Source organism: Psychrobacter sp. ENNN9_III (assembly GCF_001462175.1).
In the GTDB taxonomy this organism is placed as follows: Bacteria; Pseudomonadota; Gammaproteobacteria; order Pseudomonadales; family Moraxellaceae; genus Psychrobacter.
Window position 1 is genome coordinate 1 of the sequence record NZ_LNUO01000199.1, and the last position, 15,915, is coordinate 15,915.

Below are 15,915 nucleotides of genomic sequence, written 5' to 3' on the forward strand. Positions count from 1 at the left end.
CAGGTTTTTGATTTCAGAGACATATGCCAGAGGCAGTAAAGGTATTGTTTGATAAATCTATCGACGGCTTTGGTGAGATGTTTCGTCTGATCTCAAAAGATGAGATTGGCATGTCAACGGTACAGTCGCGCGCGGTTGCAGGCATGGCAAACAGCACGGGTATCTTTTGTTTGCCAGGCTCATCGGGCGCGTGCCGTACGGGCTGGGAAAACATCCTCAAAGCGCAGTTCGATAGCCGTACGCGACCGTGCAATTTTGTACCCCATTTTATGGCACAAAACCCAAGCCACGACTGATGCGAGGATAAGTAAAGTGTGGCTATGATAAATACTATAAATGGTTCAAATGGTTTGAACTGCTTAGACAGTTTGGCTGGTATTGTTATTTTAGCAGGTGGCGCGTCTAGCCGTATGGGCACGCCCAAAGCGGAGCTTACTCTACCGACAGGCGAGCGCTTGCTAGACTATCATGTACGGCAGGCGCTGGATTTAGCTAAAGCTCATACTGGCAATAACAAAAACGTGCCTATTATGATTGCCGATAATGGGCGCGGCTTTTATATTGATTCCGATCTGATGGATAGCGACTCTCAAGCGCCTATTATGCATGTTACTGATTATGGCGCTGATACGATTAATGGCCAGAATGCTGAGAGACAAAATAGCGCTGGCCAAAATAGTAACGGTCGGATTAGTAACAGCCAAATTCACACGGGCGGGGCATTGGTCGCTATCGAGTCGGCCCTGCAAACCGTGATAAAGACTTATTCGTCAGATGCTATAACAGAAAACCAGTCATCTTGGTTAATGGTGATTAGCTGTGATAGTCTGATACCGGCTACAGAGTTATGGCAAAAATTGCAGCCTGTAACAATCCAAATAAAGGATAGTCAAACCCGCAAAAACCAAGCTTATCATAAGCAGATCATTTGCTTAACCGATGAGCGCCATTTGTATCCATTATTAGGGCTTTATCAGTTAAGCATTGAGCCTGATCTAAAAGCCTATATTGATAATGGCGGGCGGCGAGTGATGGCCTTTATTCAGCCTATGACGCAAGCGGTGCCTTTAGCAAGCAACTGGCAGCATTTGACCAATTTTAATATGCCAGCAGACTTTGCTCGTGCTTGTGCATCATTAAGTAATTTATAAGAAACGTAAGAGAATGGATAAATGAACAGTAATAGCCAAGCAAACAACCAAGCTACTGCGGCCCAATCCACTTTATCGCATTTGGACAACGATGGCGATATTACTATGGTCGATGTCAGTGGTAAAACTGCTACCACACGAGAAGCCAGTGCAGCAGGGCAAGTACGGTTTCCAAACGAGATTTATCAGCAGATTAAAGCCGCTGATGGCATGACTAAAAAAGGCAGCATCACGCAAACTGCCCATATAGCAGGTATTATGGCCGCCAAGCGCACCCACGATCTGATCCCGCTGTGTCATCCACTACCATTAGATAAGATTGGTTTAACCTTTGAATATGATGATGCGTGCAACAGCATAACCGTCAGTGCAACTGTCAAAGTCACGCATAAAACGGGTGTCGAGATGGAAGCCTTAACCGCTGTAAGCGTGGCGTGCCTAACCATCTATGACATGACTAAAGCCATATCGCATGATATTGTCATTGATAATGTACATTTGCTAAAAAAAACGGGCGGAAAATCAGATTATAGTCATGCTTAGGATTATAAGACTTCTTTTAAAACAGTTTTTTCAAGACAGTAAGGCATTGAACACAAAGCCAAGTAGCTTGTAAAGAATGGAGAGTGTGATGAGCGCTATTGAATCAAAAATCGTTGAGCCAGAAACTGAAACAGCAACCAGCGTTGATACCGCCATGGATATTAATGTTTTATACTTTGCTAGCCTCGCTGATGAAGCTGGCTGCCAGCAAGAAACCATTAGCGTGGCGCAATCGACCTCATTGAGCCAGCTATACGAACAGCTTCATCAAAAGCATGGCTTTAGTCGTCCGCAATCTGAGCTGCGGGTCGCTGTCAACGATTACTTCGTTAAGTGGACAGAACAAATCCATGACGGCGATAGTGTGGTGTTTATTACCCCTGTCGCTGGTGGTTAAGCAAGAACTTTATAGAATATAGCTGATACACTTTCAAAGAAATATAGCGCTACTGGTATAAATTTTACTTGCGTGCTGTGCCTACGCCGACAGAGGCGGCGCAAAATCCATTGCAGTAGCGCTTTTAAATTTAAATAACAGTTTTATTTTCAGCTGACTATAACTTATAGAGATACCACATGACAGACAACGTCCATAGCCAATCAATGACCATCAAACGTAGCGTTGATGAAGTATACGCAATCGCTGAGCGCGATGGCTTTGCTTTATTAGATATTGCTATCGATGATGACAGACTTAAAAACACCCTTGATGATGACAGCTGCGGTGCTTTTGTCTGCTTTGAGGGCCGCGTGCGCAATCATAATAATGCCAGCAACGTTGAGCGCTTAACGTACTACGGCTATGAAGACTTGGCAATCAATCAAGGCCGCGCCATTATCGAAGAAGCCAAACAGCGTTTTGAGATTACCCATGCGGTTGCTATTCACCGTATTGGTGCGCTTGAGATCGGTGATGTGGCGGTATGGGTTGGGGTCGTCTCTGCCCATCGTTATCCGGCCTTTGACGCTTGCCGCTGGATTCTTGACACCATCAAGGCAGATATTCCTGTGTGGAAGCAAGAGTATTATGAAGATGATTCTTCTAAGTGGTTAAGTAATAATGGATAGGTTAATAACGATTGTAATTGCAAGCTCACTTTTGATATTAAGTGCTTGTACACAGGAGACTACTACAGATACAGCTTCTGCTGCCAATAACACTGAACATTCCCATACGCTGCGTATCGCTGCTGCTGCCAATTTGTCTGACGTACTGCCTGAGATTATTGATGGCTATCAAGCCTCAAGTGATCTGTCTGCGCAAAATATCCATGATATAGACGTCACTTATGCGTCCTCTGGCAAACTATACGCGCAGATTACGGCAGGCGCGCCTTATGATATATTTTTTATCGGCCAATCAAGCGTTCCCCGCCAAACTTGCTGATGCAAGCGAGCAAGGCGTAAAATCTCATGAGCCTTTTACTTATGCGCAAGGCCAACTGGCACTATATAGCATTACCAGACCTTTGAATGAGCTGAATCCAAAAGCGCTGGCTGATATATTGACGAGCGATACCAATAGCAAAATCACTATCGCCAATCCCAAGCTTGCACCTTATGGCGCGTCGGCAAAATCTTACTTGCAGACGCAAAAGATATATGACACTTTAGAGCAGCAAAAACGGATAATACAAGCAGAAAATATTGGGCAGACCTTTCAGTACGCGCATACGGGAAATGTCGATTATGGCTTTGTGGCGCAATCACAGCTTGTCGCTATCAACGCCAAACCTGAGCAATTTATCACTTTAGCACCAGCGTCATATCCTGCTATTTTACAAGATGGTATCGTCATTGATGACTCTGCTGTCGCGACAGACTTTCGCAACTATCTGCTATCGACAGCAGGGCAACAGTATTTTTCACGAGCAGGATATTTAACCGTTCAACAATGATTAGCGGGATAGAATAAATCCCTATTGATATGATGAGCAATGACATTATGATAGATCCATCCCTGATGTCAGACATGCTCAGTCCATTCTTAGTCAGTCTCAAGCTGGCTGCCATCACTACCTTATGTTTATTACTCTTTGCCACGCCTATGGCTTATTGGCTTGCCAAACCAAGCCGTGGACACTTTGTGGCACGTGTCAAAGTGGTACTGATGGGCATTATTGCCATGCCGCTGGTACTGCCGCCGACCGTCATTGGTTTTTTATTTATTATTACTGCTTAGTCCCAGCTCAGGTATCGGTCACTATCTTCATGAGCTTGGAGTTAGTCCCTTAATTTTTACCTTTGAAGGGCTGGTCATTGGTTCCATTATTTACTCCCTGCCATTTTATATCCAGCCTGTCTATGCCCAGTTTTTACGTATTCCCACAAGCGTGATGGATATGGCAGGATTATTAGAGCCAAGCCGTCTTAGGCGCTTTATGAGAGTGGCGTTACCACAAGCCAAGGTCGGTATTATTTTGGGTAGTCTTATCAGCTTTGCTCATACCATTGGCGAGTTTGGTGTGGTACTCATGATAGGGGGTAGTATCTCAGGTGAGACCAAAGTGGTGTCGATTGCGATATATGAGCAAGTCGAGGCACTCAACTATGACGCCGCGCACATGATGTCAGGCGTACTTATCATCATAGGAATGATAATGGTGGCGCTTATTGCGAGCGTGAATAAGTTAAATCAGCGCTGATCTGTACAAATCGTAAAAGTACATCTTGAAACGGTTATCTAGTATTAGAGGTGATATGCTAAATAGTATGATCATCGCCGAAGTTTTCTATTACTAAGTTTTTAAGTTGCTGTATATCAACAATCGCAGGCGTAGATCGACAAGTCGAGCTGCACAAAGGGGTTGCAGCCATCATTAAAACTTAAGGATGAACCATGAAAACAGAAGAGCACGTTTTAGCCTGTATTGATGGCTCAGCGGTTACTGAGTCGGTCTGTGATTATGCGGCATGGTACGCCAGCAGATTGGGGTTGCCAGTTGGGCTACTCCATGTCAGCGCTGTACCTGCATCGACCAGACGCGATTTATCAGGGGCGATAGGACTGAATAGTCGCGAATTCTTATTGGAAGAATTAACTGAATTGGACGAAAAAAGGGCCAAAGTCGTCAATAGCTATAGTAATGCACTAACACAAGATGCAAAAAGCTATTTGCAAAGTAGCTTTGAAGGTGTAGAAGTTAATATTTATCAACGTCGCGGTAAGCTATTACCGGCTATCGAACATTTTAAAGAAGAAAATCGTGCCATCGTTATGGGGCGTCGCGGTGAAGACCATAAGAATAGCCGCATCAATATTGGCAGCCAAATCGAAACCGTTGCACGGGCATCAAGCATACCTGTTTTGATTTGTTCAGAAAAATTTGAGGCGCCAAAGTCATACATGGTCGCATTTGATGCTAGCAAAACCGCTATCAAAGCCACACAGATGGTAGCAAAGAGCGATCTATTGCGAGGGCTAAAAGGTCACATCGTTATGGTAGGTAACGATAAAGACTCGGCCAAAAAAAGCCTTGCTGATGCTGTTGAGCATTTAACATCAGCGGGCTTTGCAGTAGAAGCTCATCTTTTGCCTGAGCTTGATGCGGTTGATGGATTATTGACTTTTCAGATAGATAACGATGTCGATATCATCGTGGTTGGTGCTTATGGCCATTCTAAGTTACAGCGCTTGTTTCTTGGCAGCACTACTACAGAAATTATCGCCAGCACACTGTCACCGGTGATTTTGGTGCGCTAACACACGTCAGACGTTGGAAGTATTATAAGCTAGCTAGGTGCGGTTGTAGAGTTGATATTGTGGTTAGGTCTACAATGACTGCCATAGATGCCTGCCAAATCAATACCTAACAAATTAACACCTGATAAATTAATAAAAATTAAAAGGAAAATAAAAATGAAATTAAAAGATAGAGTAGCCATCGTATTTGGTGGCACATCTGGACTTGGTGAAGCGACTGCTAAAGCTTATGCAGCTGAGGGCGCAAAAGTAATTGTCACTGGCCGCGACGAAACAGATGGTAAGCGTATCGCTGATGAGATAAAAGACAACGACCAACAAGCCATTTTTGTGGAAGCGAACGTAACTGACGGTGCAGAGATACAGGCTGTTATAGATAAGGCTTTAGAAACGTTTGGTCAAATCGATATTTTATACAATGGTGCTGGTATTCACGATGCTTATAAGACAGCGGTAGAATTAGAAGCAGACGAGTACGATAAATTGATGGCTATCAATGTAAAAGCGCCATATCTAGCAGCAAAAGCGGTGGTTCCACACTTTTTAGAAAGAGGTAAAGGCACTATTATTAATGTAGGCTCACAAGCGACACAGGTAGCAGGTCCTGGAGGCTCAGCTTACGTCACATCCAAGCATGCCATCTTAGGTTTTACCAAGCAGCTGGCTTTTGACTTTGGTAGCAAAGGCATTAAGGTAAACCTTATTTCTCCTGGATTTATAGAAACACCAATGACTAAAGGTATTGAAGATGAGCGATTAGACGACATTCCAGCGAAGCGTGCAGGAAAGCCGGAGGAGATTGCTGCACTTGCCGTATTCTTAGCCTCTGATGATTCTAACTACATGCATGGCTCTAACGTATTTATGGATGGCGGCTGGGTTCTTGGAAGATAAAGAGCTTTTGAAATGTAACCTCTTTTAGTAGTCAACAAGATGGATATAATGGATATTAAAGCAGCAGTCACTCACAACCAAGGCGCAGCTTTTGAATTAAAGCCTGTACAGCTTGCCACGCCTGAGATTGATGAGATACGAGTAAAAGTCGTTGCGACAGGCGTCTGTCATACCGATGTGGTCGCGCGCGTATTTATCCCGCAGCTGATTGCTTATTTCAAGGCAGGTCAATTCCCATTTGATAAGCTGGTTAAATTTTACGATTTTGAGGACATCAACCAAGCGTTTGAAGATTCGGCAAGTGGCATTACCATTAAGCCGATTCTGAGAGTAGGATCATAAGCAAAACGCAAAGTTAAATTGGTATTTAATTACCCCAAAAGCAGATTATTTTTTGAATTTTAAAGGTACATGTTGATGGCGATATATGTGGATTTTATGCAGATAGAGTTTAAAGGCTATAGATGGTGCCACATGCTGGCAGATACCTTGCAAGAGCTGCATGAATTTGCGGCATTGATTGAGGTGGATAAGCGCCTGTTTCACCGTAATGCTAGCTATCCTCATTACGACGTGACAGTACAAATGCGAGAAACAGCGATTAAGTATGGTGCTATACCTGCTAATAGAAGAAAAATTATCGAGTGTGCAAAGAAGTTAAAAGTGGAGCTGCATGAGCAAATAGCACGATCTGAGAATTGCGAATAAGTGAATTTGGTAGAGAGACAAAAAAGGTGGACCATGCTTTTGCATTCCACCTTTTTTATTACTCTAAATATGACCGTTTTCAATGTTTATTATCAATGTTTATTAATAGCTACTTTGCAGTAGCAGCTTTACTAATACCATCAAGGGCTTTTGCGATGTTAGCGAGCTGGGTATCACAACCTTTTATATTATGACGCTCTTTTAGATACTCAGGCTTTTAGATACTCAGGATTGTTGTACGACAACCACACTTTTTTATCAGCGCCTTCACTGATGAGAATTTTTTGCGGTAGATCGATAGCGACGCTTTGCTCGCAATTCATCAATGGCGTACCCGCTTTTGGGTTACCAAACATAATCACTTGCGTCGGCCTTAATGTTAAATCGACACCTTGCGCGTTTTTCTGATGATCGACACGCGCAAATACTTTCATGCCTTTACTTTCAATAATCCCCGCTAGCTTATCAGCGGTATCTTGAACGGAATGATTACTTTGCATCGTCACCAAACCCTTCTCAGCATTGATAGCAGTCATCGTTTCTGGCGTCGACTGCACCTTATCCGGCGCGTTTAAAATATTTTCAACACTGGCGCAAGAGGAAACAGCCAAAGCTAGGGCAGTGATAGTGATAATTTTAAGCATAAAAAGTCCTTTTTTAGTGTGAACGTTTATTGAGCGAATGATGGCTGACAACATCAAGTATAGTCGATCCTAAATAAGATAAGTACACTACATTCTGACGCGAAACTGGTATAAATTTTACTTGCGTGCTGTGCCTGCGCTGCTCGATGCTGCGTAAAATTCATCCCAGTTCCACTGTATCTTTTTTTACTGGACTCGCTATATTCTGTATGTATCAGAGTTAAGTGCTTCATAGCATTGTGCGTAATAAACTGCGCATAGTAAAGGGTCGCATTACAACACCTCTTAAAGAATTACAAAGCCAAACGCTCTGCCAGATAATCTACGAGCAATCGAATCTTAGGTGATAAATGACGGTTGTGCGGATAGACGGCCCAAATGCTTTCTTCAGGCTCTCTATAGTTATCCAGTAAGCTGACCAGCTCGCCTGATGCTAAGTATTGTTGCACATAATAATCAGGTAGCTGCACAATACCTAAACCTTTTAACGCCGCATCAACTAGACTATGACCACTGTTATATTGCACAGTGCCAGACACTCGTAGGTTTTTTTCTTTATCTGCTTGCTTATTCACTTCTTTATCAGCGTGTTTATCATTGTCGATAAAATGCCAATAATCACGAGTGCCAAGTAAGCAGTTATGTTGGCTTAGCTCGGACAGAACATGAGGCGTGCCGTACTTTTTGAGATAAGCGGGCGCAGCACAAACGAAGTTGGTACGACGACTGAGTTTTTTTGCCATCATGGTTGAATCGCTTAATTTGCCAATACGAATCGCCAAATCATAGCCGCCATCTACTAAGTCGATTTTTTGATTACTCAAAAATGCCGTGACTTCAATATCACGATATTGCACCATAAAGTCATTAACCAATGGCAATAGTTGCTGCTCACCATAAGTGACAGGAGCGGTCAGTTTAATTCTGCCTTGGGGCTTTGATTGCAGATTGCTCACCGCTTGTTCAGCGGCATCTAAGCCATCGAGCACACCGCGGCAATGCTGATAAAATATGCGGCCTTCTTCTGTTAATGACACTTTACGTGTCGTGCGATACAGCAGTTTGATATTCAAGCGCTTCTCTAACGCACTGATTTGCCGACTGACTTGCGCCGTTGACATGCCCAACTCTTTTGCGGCGCGAGTAAAGCTCTCGTACTCTGCTACATAGACAAACTCGCTGATACCATCCCAACCCATGATTATTACCACTGTGTAAAAGATATTTGTAAATATAGCACATTGTTATCGTTTCAGAAAAGACTATAATAGTTAGCATAAATTAACGTTTTACAGACCAAGGCAATGTAACCATGTGACGATAGTAGCTTGCCTCTATTTAGTCAGCGCTATAAGATAAATGGGTCTGCGTTCAATCAACGATAAAACCAACTAAAAGAGAGAATACTATGTCAGATAAATTTATTAAATCTAAAGCCGCCGTCGCGTGGGGGCCAAATGAGCCGCTATCGATCGAAGAAGTGGATGTCATGCTGCCGCGTAAGGGTGAGGTATTGGTAAAAATCATCGCCAGTGGCGTGTGCCATACCGATGCGTTTACCTTATCTGGTGAAGATCCAGAAGGTGTATTCCCGGCTATCTTGGGTCATGAAGGTGGCGGTATCGTTGAGCAAATCGGTGAAGGCGTGACCAGCGTCCAAGTTGGCGATCATGTCATTCCTTTATATACTGCAGAGTGCGGTGTCTGTAAAATGTGCCGTTCAGGTAAAACCAATCTGTGTTCAGCCGTACGCGAGACTCAAGGTAAAGGCTTAATGCCAGACGGAACGACGCGTTTTTATAAAGATGGCGAGCCGATTTATCATTATATGGGTTGCTCAACTTTTTCTGAATATACCGTCTTACCAGAGATTTCATTGGCCAAAGTTGACGCTGATGCCCCGTTAGAAAAGGTGTGCTTGCTTGGTTGCGGCGTGACCACCGGTATGGGCGCGGTTATGAATACGGCTAAAGTTGAAGAAGGCTCTACCGTTGCTGTTTTCGGTCTTGGTGGTATTGGCCTCGCCGCTATTATTGGTGCAAAAATGGCCAAAGCCAGTCGTATTATTGGTGTCGATATTAACGAAGATAAATTTGAGTTGGCTAAGAAGCTTGGCGCGACTGATTGCATCAATTCTAAAGACTACGACAAGCCTATCCAAGAGGTTATCGTCGAGATGACTGATGGCGGTGTAGACTACTCTTTTGAATGTATTGGTAATGTCGATGTGATGCGCTCAGCGCTTGAATGCTGTCATAAAGGTTGGGGTGAGTCGGTCATCATCGGTGTCGCTGGTGCTGGACAAGAGATCTCAACCCGTCCATTCCAGCTAGTGACTGGTCGCGTCTGGAAAGGTTCGGCATTTGGTGGCGTCAAAGGTCGCAGCGAGTTACCCGGCTACGTCGATCGTTATATGCAAGGTGACATCCCATTAAATGACTTTATCACTCACACTATGCCATTAGAGGACATCAACGAAGCATTTGATCTGATGCATAAAGGTGAGAGTATTCGTACCGTTATTCATTTTTAAGAGATATTTTCTAAAACATGCCCTAGTTTTATAAGATAGAAAAAACAAAAATACCGCCCTTATATAGGAGCGGCATTTTTTTTAGCATTAAAAGTATAGTCAGTGAAAGTAATATCGACACATCACGCACTGCTGATATCGATTTTTCTTACTTGCTGTGTCTGCGCAGATAGGGGCTACAAAGAATTGATATCAGCAATACTGTGGTTTTTTTAGGATATTTTGACTATAGAGTTCTAAATAACGGTTAGCCTTGAGTATCAAGAATAATCTGCTCTGCAAGCGTAACAAGATCTGAGGCCATAAAGTCCGGTGTGGGCACATTGGATGCAGGCAACATGGCATTATAGGGCCGAGTGAGAAATGCGCCTTGGCAGCCAGCGGCTTGCGCGCCAATCGTATCCCAAAGATGACAAGCGACAAGGCAAAGATCTGACATTTCAACAGCCAGCTCTTTGGCGACCATTTGATAAGTCTCAGGAGCAGGCTTAAACTTGCCAACCTTTTCAACGCTAAAAGACTGCTCAAAAAAACTCACTTAAGCCAGCCTTCTCTAGCGGCGTAGGGGCGGCGCTGGGTGCTGAGTTGGTAAGCGTTACTAGACGAAACCCCGCGTCACGTAGTTTGGACAATGCTAGGACGGCATCAGGATGAGCAGGCATTTTGCTCATGCGCTCTTTTAACTCAATAATATCGTCCTCTGTCAGCGTTACTTCATGGATATCAGCTGTCATCTGTAACGCACCAACGCCAATCTCACCAAAAGGCGTATACAGTCCTGACAAAGTCATGGTCTGCGAGTAAAGCACTAATTGAGCAAACCACTCCCTTAACATGTGCTTGTCACCGAACAGGCGAGCAAATAATGGTTCAAGAGTGGTAATGTCGAGTAGCGTCTCATTGACATCGAAGACGATAATCGAGGGTGATAGATTGTTGGACATAAAAACTCCTTTTTAGTAGTTATGAGTACCGTCTAACTTTAACTAGACTTGAGAGGTTGTTCAAGATAAAATTGAGCAATCGCTCAAATTAATATTGTTTTACAACTTTGCTGCATCTGATTGTAGCTTGGCACAGACTGAATATTGGAATTGAACATGTCTCGTACGACGCTTTATAACCGACAAGACTCTTTAGAGCAGGCTTTACAGCTTTTTTGGCAAAAGGGTTTTCATGCAACGTCTTTAAAAGATTTAGAAAAAGCACTCGATATGCGCCCGGGGAGTATTTACGCGGCTTTTGGTAGCAAGGATGGACTGTTCCAAGAAGTATTAGAGCACTATGCTCGTCTGACACTGACCGAGCTAGAATATACTTTGAAAACTCATCATTCGCCATTGATGGGGCTAGCTGCCTACTTGCGACAGCTTGGCGGAATTCTCGATAAGGGGCTGCCAAGTCGCGCTTGTATGCTGGTCAAAAGCTTACTGGAGCTTGGCGCGCGTGAGCAATCAGCCTTACAAAAGGTTGAGGCCATGCTGGCTGGTATGGAAGCGCGATTTATTGACTGCTTTACGGAAGCTCAGCGCATAGGGGAGCTTGATAGTGAGCTTGACCCTGTTAGGCTGGCTCGGCGTTTACAAGCTGAAATAATGGGGCTGCGCGCTTTTGCACAGCGTGATGTAGACAGTGCTGCTGTACATGAGCTTGCCGAAGATATGGCGCAATCAATAGAAGCGTTGCGTAATGATAGCGCCATAGAATCGACATAATTTAATCAGCCATGTCAGCCAATTGCTTCAAGATTTGAGTATAGTTCTCAACCCCTTGAGCACCGCTAACCAGATGGCGCTCATTGAAAATGATGGCTGGTACGCTCTGAATACCTTGTTGTTGCCAATGCTTCTCAGTCTCTCGTACCTCTTTGGCAAATCGTTGATCTTCTAGTACCGCCAATGCCTCACTACGATCCAGTCCAATCTCCGCTGCAATATCAGCAAGTACTTCTTTATCAGAGATATTACGACCATTAGTAAAGTGCGCGGCGAACAAAGCTTGTTTTAAGTCGTGCATACGGCCCTGTTGATCCGCCCAATGCAGCAGCTGATGCAAATCAAATGTATTGTGCATACGTGTGTCATCATCAAAGTTGAATGTAAAGCCCACCTCATTACCAGCTTCAGTCATTCGGGCGCGGCTCGCATCTGACTCGGCTTTGCTTGAGCCATACTTCTCCATGATATGCTCACGCAAGTTTTGACCAGCGCTCGGCATATTAGGGTTTAGCTCAAATGGATGCCAATGTATCTCATAGTCGGTATTGGTTTGTTCAAGCGCTTTTGCCAATTGACGATAACCGACGACGCACCAAGGGCAAACCACGTCCGATACAATATCTATGCGCAATGGCTGCTCTGATGATAACTGCTTTGAATGTTTCATATGACCTCTCGTTAGCTATTGTTTATAATTTTAACTCACAAAACTGCTACATGTTAGCCTAGGTAATTAGTCAGCCTTTTGCCATTCAAACTTTTGGAACGGCTTATCAATTGGCGTGTTAGCAAGATGATTGGTGTAGTTACTCATCACTTTTTGCGCGGCTGTAAGGATGACTTCCAAGACTTGACGCTTAGTAAAACCTGCATTTAAGAATGCTTGTACAGCGTCATCGTTAACATTACCACGATCCCGGACGACAGAGAGTGTGAAGTTACGTAGTGCTTCCAACTTCTCAGTCGGCAATGGGGTCTCATTACGTAATGCTTCAGTGATAGCGTCATCTACGTTCATACTTTTGGCAATGCCAGTATGTGCTGGCACGCAATAATGACAATTGTGCTCAACGTTGATGGTTTGCCATACAACGGTAGTTTCTTCATTATCAAAGCTACTGTCTAAAAACAACTGATGCAAACGTTGATAACCTTCTAAAAGCCCGGGTGCTTCGGCCATGACAGCATGTAGATTTGGAATCATACCAAAGGCATCAATAGAGTTATTCAGCAACGCTTTGCTATCCTCTGGTGCACTTTGTTTGTCATGTAAAGTAAAGTCAGTCATATAAGAATCCTTATTGTAGGTGCTAATGGTTAGTTGTTGATGATTTGGTGGTGAATGATTTTTTATCGAATTGACTATATTTGAGTGACTGCTCAAATTAATAGATAATGCGTCTTCGAGTAAATCAACTACAATCACTATAAATCATTTTGAGCGAACGTTCAATAATAATTAGGAGATTGTCGGAATCACAACACTTTCATTACAATGTGCTGTACTACGATGGTTAAAATAGAACACATTCAAGACTTAAGTAATAGTTTAAATAACAACTCAAATAATAAGGATGGCTCATGGCTAAGACTATTTTGATTACTGGCAGTACTGATGGCATTGGTAAATTGACCGCTTTAAAGCTGGTAGAAGCGGGACATCAAGTTTATTTGCATGGTAGGAATGAGGACAAACTTGACAATGTCATAGCAGAAGTCAACGCTGTCGCGACAGGCGCGGCAGTAGATAATATTGATGGGTTTGTGGCTGATTTTTCAGATTTGAATGCGGTACGTAAAATGGCAGCAGAAGTCAGCGAAAAACTACCAAAGCTTGATGTACTCATCAACAATGCAGGGATTTATACCACCTCATCGGCAATGACTAAAGATGGATTGGACGTACGCTTTGTGGTCAATTATCTAGCGCCTTACGAGTTAACCAACGCCTTATTACCTTTGCTCAAAAAGTCGGGTGAAGCCCGCATCATTAATCTAAGCTCTGCGGCGCAAGCATCGATATCATATAAGGCATTTGCAGGACAAGAGCGTCTCGCCGATAAAGACGCCTATGCTCAAAGCAAGCTGGCTCTTACGATGTGGAGTATGGATTTAGCCGACACAGTCGCAGCAGATGACATCAATGTCATCGCTGTCAATCCAGGCTCATTATTGAATACTAAAATGGTTGATGAAGCTTATGGTCAGTATTGGTCACCGGCAGATAAAGGAGCAAATATCCTAACGGAACTTGCCGTCTCAGATGAGTTTGCCGACGATACTGGCAAGTACTTTGATAATGATATCAAGGATGGCGCGCATGGTGATGTAAGAGGGGAGTTTGGTCAACCGCATGCAGATGCTTTAAATAAAGAAGCCATTACAGAGCTTGAGCATCAAACTCAAGCAGTATTACAGTCGACTTCTATATAAGTTATCGATTTTTGAATAATTTATTAGGGCGTGTCCTCATTTTAAAAATGGTGATAAAAATGAGATAAATTGCAGTCAAACAAGGAAAATAGCGCAGATAATATCGAGATATTAGTCAGCTATTTGACGCTGTTTGTCAAGATTTAGCCATTTTTAACCCATTTAGATTATTATCGATTGAATTGAGGACACGCCCTATTTCTATCTAATGATATAATTCGTCACGTTAGCATCTATATTTTTACGACTTGTGTTTAAGTGACTTAAGTTTCACGACTTAAGTTTCATGATTTTTTCAAGAACTAGGCACATTTATTAAGTGTTTAATAATAGCTAAAAATTAATTAGAGCATAGCTAGCTTGCGCCCAACAGGAGTTAATCCCATCATGATTTGGCTAAAGATGCTTGTTGGCGCGTTGGTGGTATTATTAATTCAACTGTTCGCTCAAAGTCGGTTTTTCTATTTGGCCGCCCTTGCGCCGCTTTTCCCGACTTTTACTTTGATTAGTCATTTTTTAGTCAGTACTCAGCGTAGTGCTACAGATTTTAAAGTTGCACTGATATTTAGTATGCTAGGTGTGATACCGCATCTCATTTATACGCTGATTGTGTTTTTTAGTTTTAGCCATATGGGACTTTATAAGGCGTTACTGCTAGGTATTGCAGGCTGGTTAATCGCTGCTGCTATTTTGGTATTTGCATGGCAACATCTGCAAATATAACGAAGAATGAATCAGTATGTTAAGCGCTTCTTTTGTTGTCCATGCTTCTTTTATTGGTCATGCAATCAAACCATGCGTCGTCATAGACAGCAGTAGCAGAATCAAAGTGCACGTATATTTTTTCATTATTTAATGTCGCATACCAATGCTCATCGTTATATCCTGTAAGCACTTGAAAATACTTATCATTTACAAAGTCGCCTACAACATAGGTATTGCCTGTTGCATAAAAGGTATTGCCAGCCGTACAGAGTAGTGTATCGCCCGTATTTATCATAGCTTCCTACTTATATATTTTAGTATATTCGGAAAAGTTAATATATGATTTTATCCGAATATAAGATGAAATACCATAAGGCAGGGTACGATGAATACGTTTTGTAACGTAATTTTTTACGCTTCCATACAAAAAAGCAAGACACTTGCTGCCTTGCTTTTTAGTTAACTTATGCGATTTTTATATTGATGAATCAGCGTCCATACTTAGCACAAGAGGCGGGTTGCCAATAAAACTCAGTGGCAAAAAACTCATCATTACGTAGTCTGCCTTCATAACTGTCGTCAAATATTATCTTGTATTGACAAGTTTCGACTCTGTCATCAGTACTGTGAAATTTGAGAATATAATCCCATTCGCGAGCGTTAAATCCTTCACTAAAGTGAGGTGTGCCAATTAACTGGTAGATGAGGTGTGCCAATTAACTGGTAGATTTGATCTTTAGTCGTACCTACTTGAATATTAGCAACATCCTCATGATTGACGATACTACCGCCTTTTTGCCACGCTTTGTTTGGATCTGGGAACACCAAGTCGTTGGCATCAACAGAGCCATGCTGAGCACCAGGGGTACATCCGCCTTGGCCG

Annotated in this window: 25 protein-coding genes and 1 pseudogene; 17 read left to right on the forward strand and 9 right to left on the reverse strand. The window is 42.9% G+C overall.

Annotated elements, in window-relative coordinates:
* Positions 1 to 23: 23 nt before the first annotated feature.
* The 13 genes and pseudogenes from PENNN9_RS11935 to PENNN9_RS11985 form a co-directional block, all read left to right on the forward strand.
* A pseudogene (locus PENNN9_RS11935) lies at positions 24 to 296 on the forward strand (molybdopterin-binding protein); the annotation flags it as partial.
* Positions 297 to 320: 24 nt separating this feature from the next.
* A complete protein-coding gene (locus tag PENNN9_RS11940) occupies positions 321 to 1,151 on the forward strand; it encodes a molybdenum cofactor guanylyltransferase (RefSeq protein ID WP_058369282.1) in 831 nt (276 codons plus the stop codon).
* 21 nt (positions 1,152 to 1,172) lie between these two features.
* Positions 1,173 to 1,694 carry a cyclic pyranopterin monophosphate synthase MoaC gene (moaC, locus tag PENNN9_RS11945; RefSeq protein ID WP_058369283.1) on the forward strand — a complete coding sequence of 174 codons (522 nt, stop codon included), beginning with the start codon at positions 1,173 to 1,175 and terminating at the stop codon, positions 1,692 to 1,694.
* A gap of 88 nt (positions 1,695 to 1,782) precedes the next feature.
* Entirely contained in the window at positions 1,783 to 2,091 is a 309-nt protein-coding gene (locus PENNN9_RS11950) for a MoaD/ThiS family protein (RefSeq protein ID WP_058369284.1), read from the forward strand.
* Between the two features lie 179 nt (positions 2,092 to 2,270).
* Positions 2,271 to 2,762, forward strand: a complete 492-nt coding sequence (locus PENNN9_RS11955) for a molybdenum cofactor biosynthesis protein MoaE (protein ID WP_058369887.1) — start codon at positions 2,271 to 2,273, stop codon at positions 2,760 to 2,762.
* Complete coding sequence (locus PENNN9_RS13490) at positions 2,755 to 3,081, forward strand: substrate-binding domain-containing protein (RefSeq protein WP_264752956.1); 327 nt, start codon at positions 2,755 to 2,757, stop codon at positions 3,079 to 3,081. The genes PENNN9_RS11955 and PENNN9_RS13490 overlap by 8 nt, the downstream gene beginning before the upstream one ends.
* Complete coding sequence (modA, locus tag PENNN9_RS11960; RefSeq protein WP_264752957.1) at positions 3,032 to 3,592, forward strand: molybdate ABC transporter substrate-binding protein; 561 nt, start codon at positions 3,032 to 3,034, stop codon at positions 3,590 to 3,592. The genes PENNN9_RS13490 and modA overlap by 50 nt, the downstream gene beginning before the upstream one ends.
* Positions 3,593 to 3,639: 47 nt before the next feature.
* A complete protein-coding gene (locus PENNN9_RS13495) occupies positions 3,640 to 3,876 on the forward strand; it encodes a hypothetical protein (RefSeq protein WP_264752958.1) in 237 nt (78 codons plus the stop codon).
* Positions 3,848 to 4,339: a molybdate ABC transporter permease subunit gene (locus PENNN9_RS11965; protein WP_264752959.1), complete on the forward strand. Its 492-nt coding sequence runs from the start codon at positions 3,848 to 3,850 to the stop codon at positions 4,337 to 4,339. Before PENNN9_RS13495 ends, PENNN9_RS11965 begins: the two co-directional genes overlap by 29 nt.
* A 194-nt stretch (positions 4,340 to 4,533) precedes the next feature.
* Positions 4,534 to 5,397, forward strand: coding sequence for a universal stress protein (locus PENNN9_RS11970; protein ID WP_058369888.1), 864 nt, complete (start codon positions 4,534 to 4,536; stop codon positions 5,395 to 5,397).
* A 156-nt stretch (positions 5,398 to 5,553) separates the two neighbouring features.
* Entirely contained in the window at positions 5,554 to 6,291 is a 738-nt protein-coding gene (locus tag PENNN9_RS11975) for an SDR family NAD(P)-dependent oxidoreductase (protein WP_058369889.1), read from the forward strand.
* A gap of 48 nt (positions 6,292 to 6,339) precedes the next feature.
* Complete coding sequence (locus tag PENNN9_RS13590) at positions 6,340 to 6,633, forward strand: hypothetical protein (RefSeq protein WP_197409110.1); 294 nt, start codon at positions 6,340 to 6,342, stop codon at positions 6,631 to 6,633.
* A gap of 75 nt (positions 6,634 to 6,708) precedes the next feature.
* Entirely contained in the window at positions 6,709 to 6,999 is a 291-nt protein-coding gene (locus PENNN9_RS11985) for a DUF4031 domain-containing protein (protein WP_058369890.1), read from the forward strand.
* Between the two features lie 209 nt (positions 7,000 to 7,208).
* Here the strand turns inward: PENNN9_RS11985 and PENNN9_RS11990 are convergent, their stop codons facing one another.
* Together PENNN9_RS11990 and PENNN9_RS11995 are read right to left on the reverse strand one after the other, a co-directional pair.
* Positions 7,209 to 7,643 carry a DUF302 domain-containing protein gene (locus tag PENNN9_RS11990; RefSeq protein WP_264752960.1) on the reverse strand — a complete coding sequence of 145 codons (435 nt, stop codon included), beginning with the start codon at positions 7,641 to 7,643 and terminating at the stop codon, positions 7,209 to 7,211.
* A gap of 293 nt (positions 7,644 to 7,936) precedes the next feature.
* Positions 7,937 to 8,842, reverse strand: a complete 906-nt coding sequence (locus PENNN9_RS11995) for a LysR family transcriptional regulator (protein ID WP_058369891.1) — start codon at positions 8,840 to 8,842, stop codon at positions 7,937 to 7,939.
* A 209-nt stretch (positions 8,843 to 9,051) separates the two neighbouring features.
* On the opposite strand from PENNN9_RS11995, the gene PENNN9_RS12000 reads away from it, so the two are divergent.
* Positions 9,052 to 10,176 (forward strand): S-(hydroxymethyl)glutathione dehydrogenase/class III alcohol dehydrogenase, encoded by a 1,125-nt coding sequence (locus PENNN9_RS12000; protein WP_058369892.1) that lies wholly within the window; start codon positions 9,052 to 9,054, stop codon positions 10,174 to 10,176.
* Between the two features lie 247 nt (positions 10,177 to 10,423).
* On the opposite strand, the gene PENNN9_RS13500 is transcribed toward PENNN9_RS12000, so the two are convergent.
* Complete coding sequence (locus PENNN9_RS13500) at positions 10,424 to 10,714, reverse strand: hypothetical protein (RefSeq protein WP_264752961.1); 291 nt, start codon at positions 10,712 to 10,714, stop codon at positions 10,424 to 10,426.
* Positions 10,701 to 11,120 (reverse strand): HAD family hydrolase, encoded by a 420-nt coding sequence (locus PENNN9_RS13505; protein WP_264752962.1) that lies wholly within the window; start codon positions 11,118 to 11,120, stop codon positions 10,701 to 10,703. The genes PENNN9_RS13500 and PENNN9_RS13505 overlap by 14 nt, the downstream gene beginning before the upstream one ends.
* Positions 11,121 to 11,276: 156 nt before the next feature.
* Here PENNN9_RS13505 and PENNN9_RS12010 point away from each other — a divergent pair, with 156 nt between their 5' ends.
* Positions 11,277 to 11,891 (forward strand): TetR/AcrR family transcriptional regulator, encoded by a 615-nt coding sequence (locus PENNN9_RS12010; RefSeq protein ID WP_058369893.1) that lies wholly within the window; start codon positions 11,277 to 11,279, stop codon positions 11,889 to 11,891.
* 1 nt (position 11,892) lies between these two features.
* Here PENNN9_RS12010 and PENNN9_RS12015 read toward each other — a convergent pair whose 3' ends face one another.
* Both PENNN9_RS12015 and PENNN9_RS12020 read right to left on the reverse strand, forming a co-directional pair.
* Positions 11,893 to 12,561 (reverse strand): DsbA family protein, encoded by a 669-nt coding sequence (locus PENNN9_RS12015; protein ID WP_058369894.1) that lies wholly within the window; start codon positions 12,559 to 12,561, stop codon positions 11,893 to 11,895.
* A gap of 66 nt (positions 12,562 to 12,627) precedes the next feature.
* On the reverse strand, positions 12,628 to 13,182 hold the full coding sequence (locus tag PENNN9_RS12020; protein ID WP_058369895.1) for a carboxymuconolactone decarboxylase family protein: 555 nt from the start codon (positions 13,180 to 13,182) through the stop codon (positions 12,628 to 12,630).
* A gap of 293 nt (positions 13,183 to 13,475) precedes the next feature.
* On the opposite strand from PENNN9_RS12020, the gene PENNN9_RS12025 reads away from it, so the two are divergent.
* Positions 13,476 to 14,327 (forward strand): SDR family NAD(P)-dependent oxidoreductase, encoded by an 852-nt coding sequence (locus PENNN9_RS12025; protein WP_058369896.1) that lies wholly within the window; start codon positions 13,476 to 13,478, stop codon positions 14,325 to 14,327.
* 387 nt (positions 14,328 to 14,714) lie between these two features.
* Complete coding sequence (locus PENNN9_RS12030) at positions 14,715 to 15,050, forward strand: GlpM family protein (RefSeq protein ID WP_058369897.1); 336 nt, start codon at positions 14,715 to 14,717, stop codon at positions 15,048 to 15,050.
* Between the two features lie 19 nt (positions 15,051 to 15,069).
* Here PENNN9_RS12030 and PENNN9_RS12035 read toward each other — a convergent pair whose 3' ends face one another.
* The 3 genes from PENNN9_RS12035 to bamE all read right to left on the reverse strand — a co-directional run.
* On the reverse strand, positions 15,070 to 15,327 hold the full coding sequence (locus PENNN9_RS12035; RefSeq protein ID WP_058369898.1) for a hypothetical protein: 258 nt from the start codon (positions 15,325 to 15,327) through the stop codon (positions 15,070 to 15,072).
* Between the two features lie 193 nt (positions 15,328 to 15,520).
* Entirely contained in the window at positions 15,521 to 15,748 is a 228-nt protein-coding gene (locus PENNN9_RS13670; protein ID WP_082638090.1) for an outer membrane protein assembly factor BamE, read from the reverse strand.
* Positions 15,705 to 15,915: outer membrane protein assembly factor BamE (bamE, locus tag PENNN9_RS13510; protein ID WP_156410104.1), on the reverse strand; the 211-nt coding region annotated here is incomplete at its 5' end. The genes PENNN9_RS13670 and bamE, both read right to left, overlap by 44 nt.

Bases quoted from the DNA above. Each gene is read 5' to 3' on its own strand.
- moaC (WP_058369283.1), top strand. From the start codon at position 1,173: ATGAACAGTAATAGCCAAGCAAACAACCAAGCTACTGCGGCCCAATCC.
- modA (WP_264752957.1), top strand. From the start codon at position 3,032: ATGATATATTTTTTATCGGCCAATCAAGCGTTCCCCGCCAAACTTGCT.
- PENNN9_RS11950 (WP_058369284.1), top strand. From the start codon at position 1,783: ATGAGCGCTATTGAATCAAAAATCGTTGAGCCAGAAACTGAAACAGCA.
- PENNN9_RS12020 (WP_058369895.1), bottom strand. From the start codon at position 13,182: ATGACTGACTTTACTTTACATGACAAACAAAGTGCACCAGAGGATAGC.
- PENNN9_RS11955 (WP_058369887.1), top strand. From the start codon at position 2,271: ATGACAGACAACGTCCATAGCCAATCAATGACCATCAAACGTAGCGTT.
- PENNN9_RS13505 (WP_264752962.1), bottom strand. From the start codon at position 11,120: ATGTCCAACAATCTATCACCCTCGATTATCGTCTTCGATGTCAATGAG.
- PENNN9_RS13590 (WP_197409110.1), top strand. From the start codon at position 6,340: ATGGATATTAAAGCAGCAGTCACTCACAACCAAGGCGCAGCTTTTGAA.
- PENNN9_RS12035 (WP_058369898.1), bottom strand. From the start codon at position 15,327: ATGATAAATACGGGCGATACACTACTCTGTACGGCTGGCAATACCTTT.
- PENNN9_RS12025 (WP_058369896.1), top strand. From the start codon at position 13,476: ATGGCTAAGACTATTTTGATTACTGGCAGTACTGATGGCATTGGTAAA.
- PENNN9_RS13490 (WP_264752956.1), top strand. From the start codon at position 2,755: ATGGATAGGTTAATAACGATTGTAATTGCAAGCTCACTTTTGATATTA.
- PENNN9_RS12015 (WP_058369894.1), bottom strand. From the start codon at position 12,561: ATGAAACATTCAAAGCAGTTATCATCAGAGCAGCCATTGCGCATAGAT.
- PENNN9_RS11940 (WP_058369282.1), top strand. From the start codon at position 321: ATGATAAATACTATAAATGGTTCAAATGGTTTGAACTGCTTAGACAGT.
- PENNN9_RS11975 (WP_058369889.1), top strand. From the start codon at position 5,554: ATGAAATTAAAAGATAGAGTAGCCATCGTATTTGGTGGCACATCTGGA.
- PENNN9_RS13495 (WP_264752958.1), top strand. From the start codon at position 3,640: ATGATAGATCCATCCCTGATGTCAGACATGCTCAGTCCATTCTTAGTC.
- PENNN9_RS11970 (WP_058369888.1), top strand. From the start codon at position 4,534: ATGAAAACAGAAGAGCACGTTTTAGCCTGTATTGATGGCTCAGCGGTT.
- PENNN9_RS12010 (WP_058369893.1), top strand. From the start codon at position 11,277: ATGTCTCGTACGACGCTTTATAACCGACAAGACTCTTTAGAGCAGGCT.
- PENNN9_RS11985 (WP_058369890.1), top strand. From the start codon at position 6,709: ATGGCGATATATGTGGATTTTATGCAGATAGAGTTTAAAGGCTATAGA.
- PENNN9_RS11995 (WP_058369891.1), bottom strand. From the start codon at position 8,842: ATGGGTTGGGATGGTATCAGCGAGTTTGTCTATGTAGCAGAGTACGAG.
- PENNN9_RS11990 (WP_264752960.1), bottom strand. From the start codon at position 7,643: ATGCTTAAAATTATCACTATCACTGCCCTAGCTTTGGCTGTTTCCTCT.
- PENNN9_RS12030 (WP_058369897.1), top strand. From the start codon at position 14,715: ATGATTTGGCTAAAGATGCTTGTTGGCGCGTTGGTGGTATTATTAATT.
- PENNN9_RS12000 (WP_058369892.1), top strand. From the start codon at position 9,052: ATGTCAGATAAATTTATTAAATCTAAAGCCGCCGTCGCGTGGGGGCCA.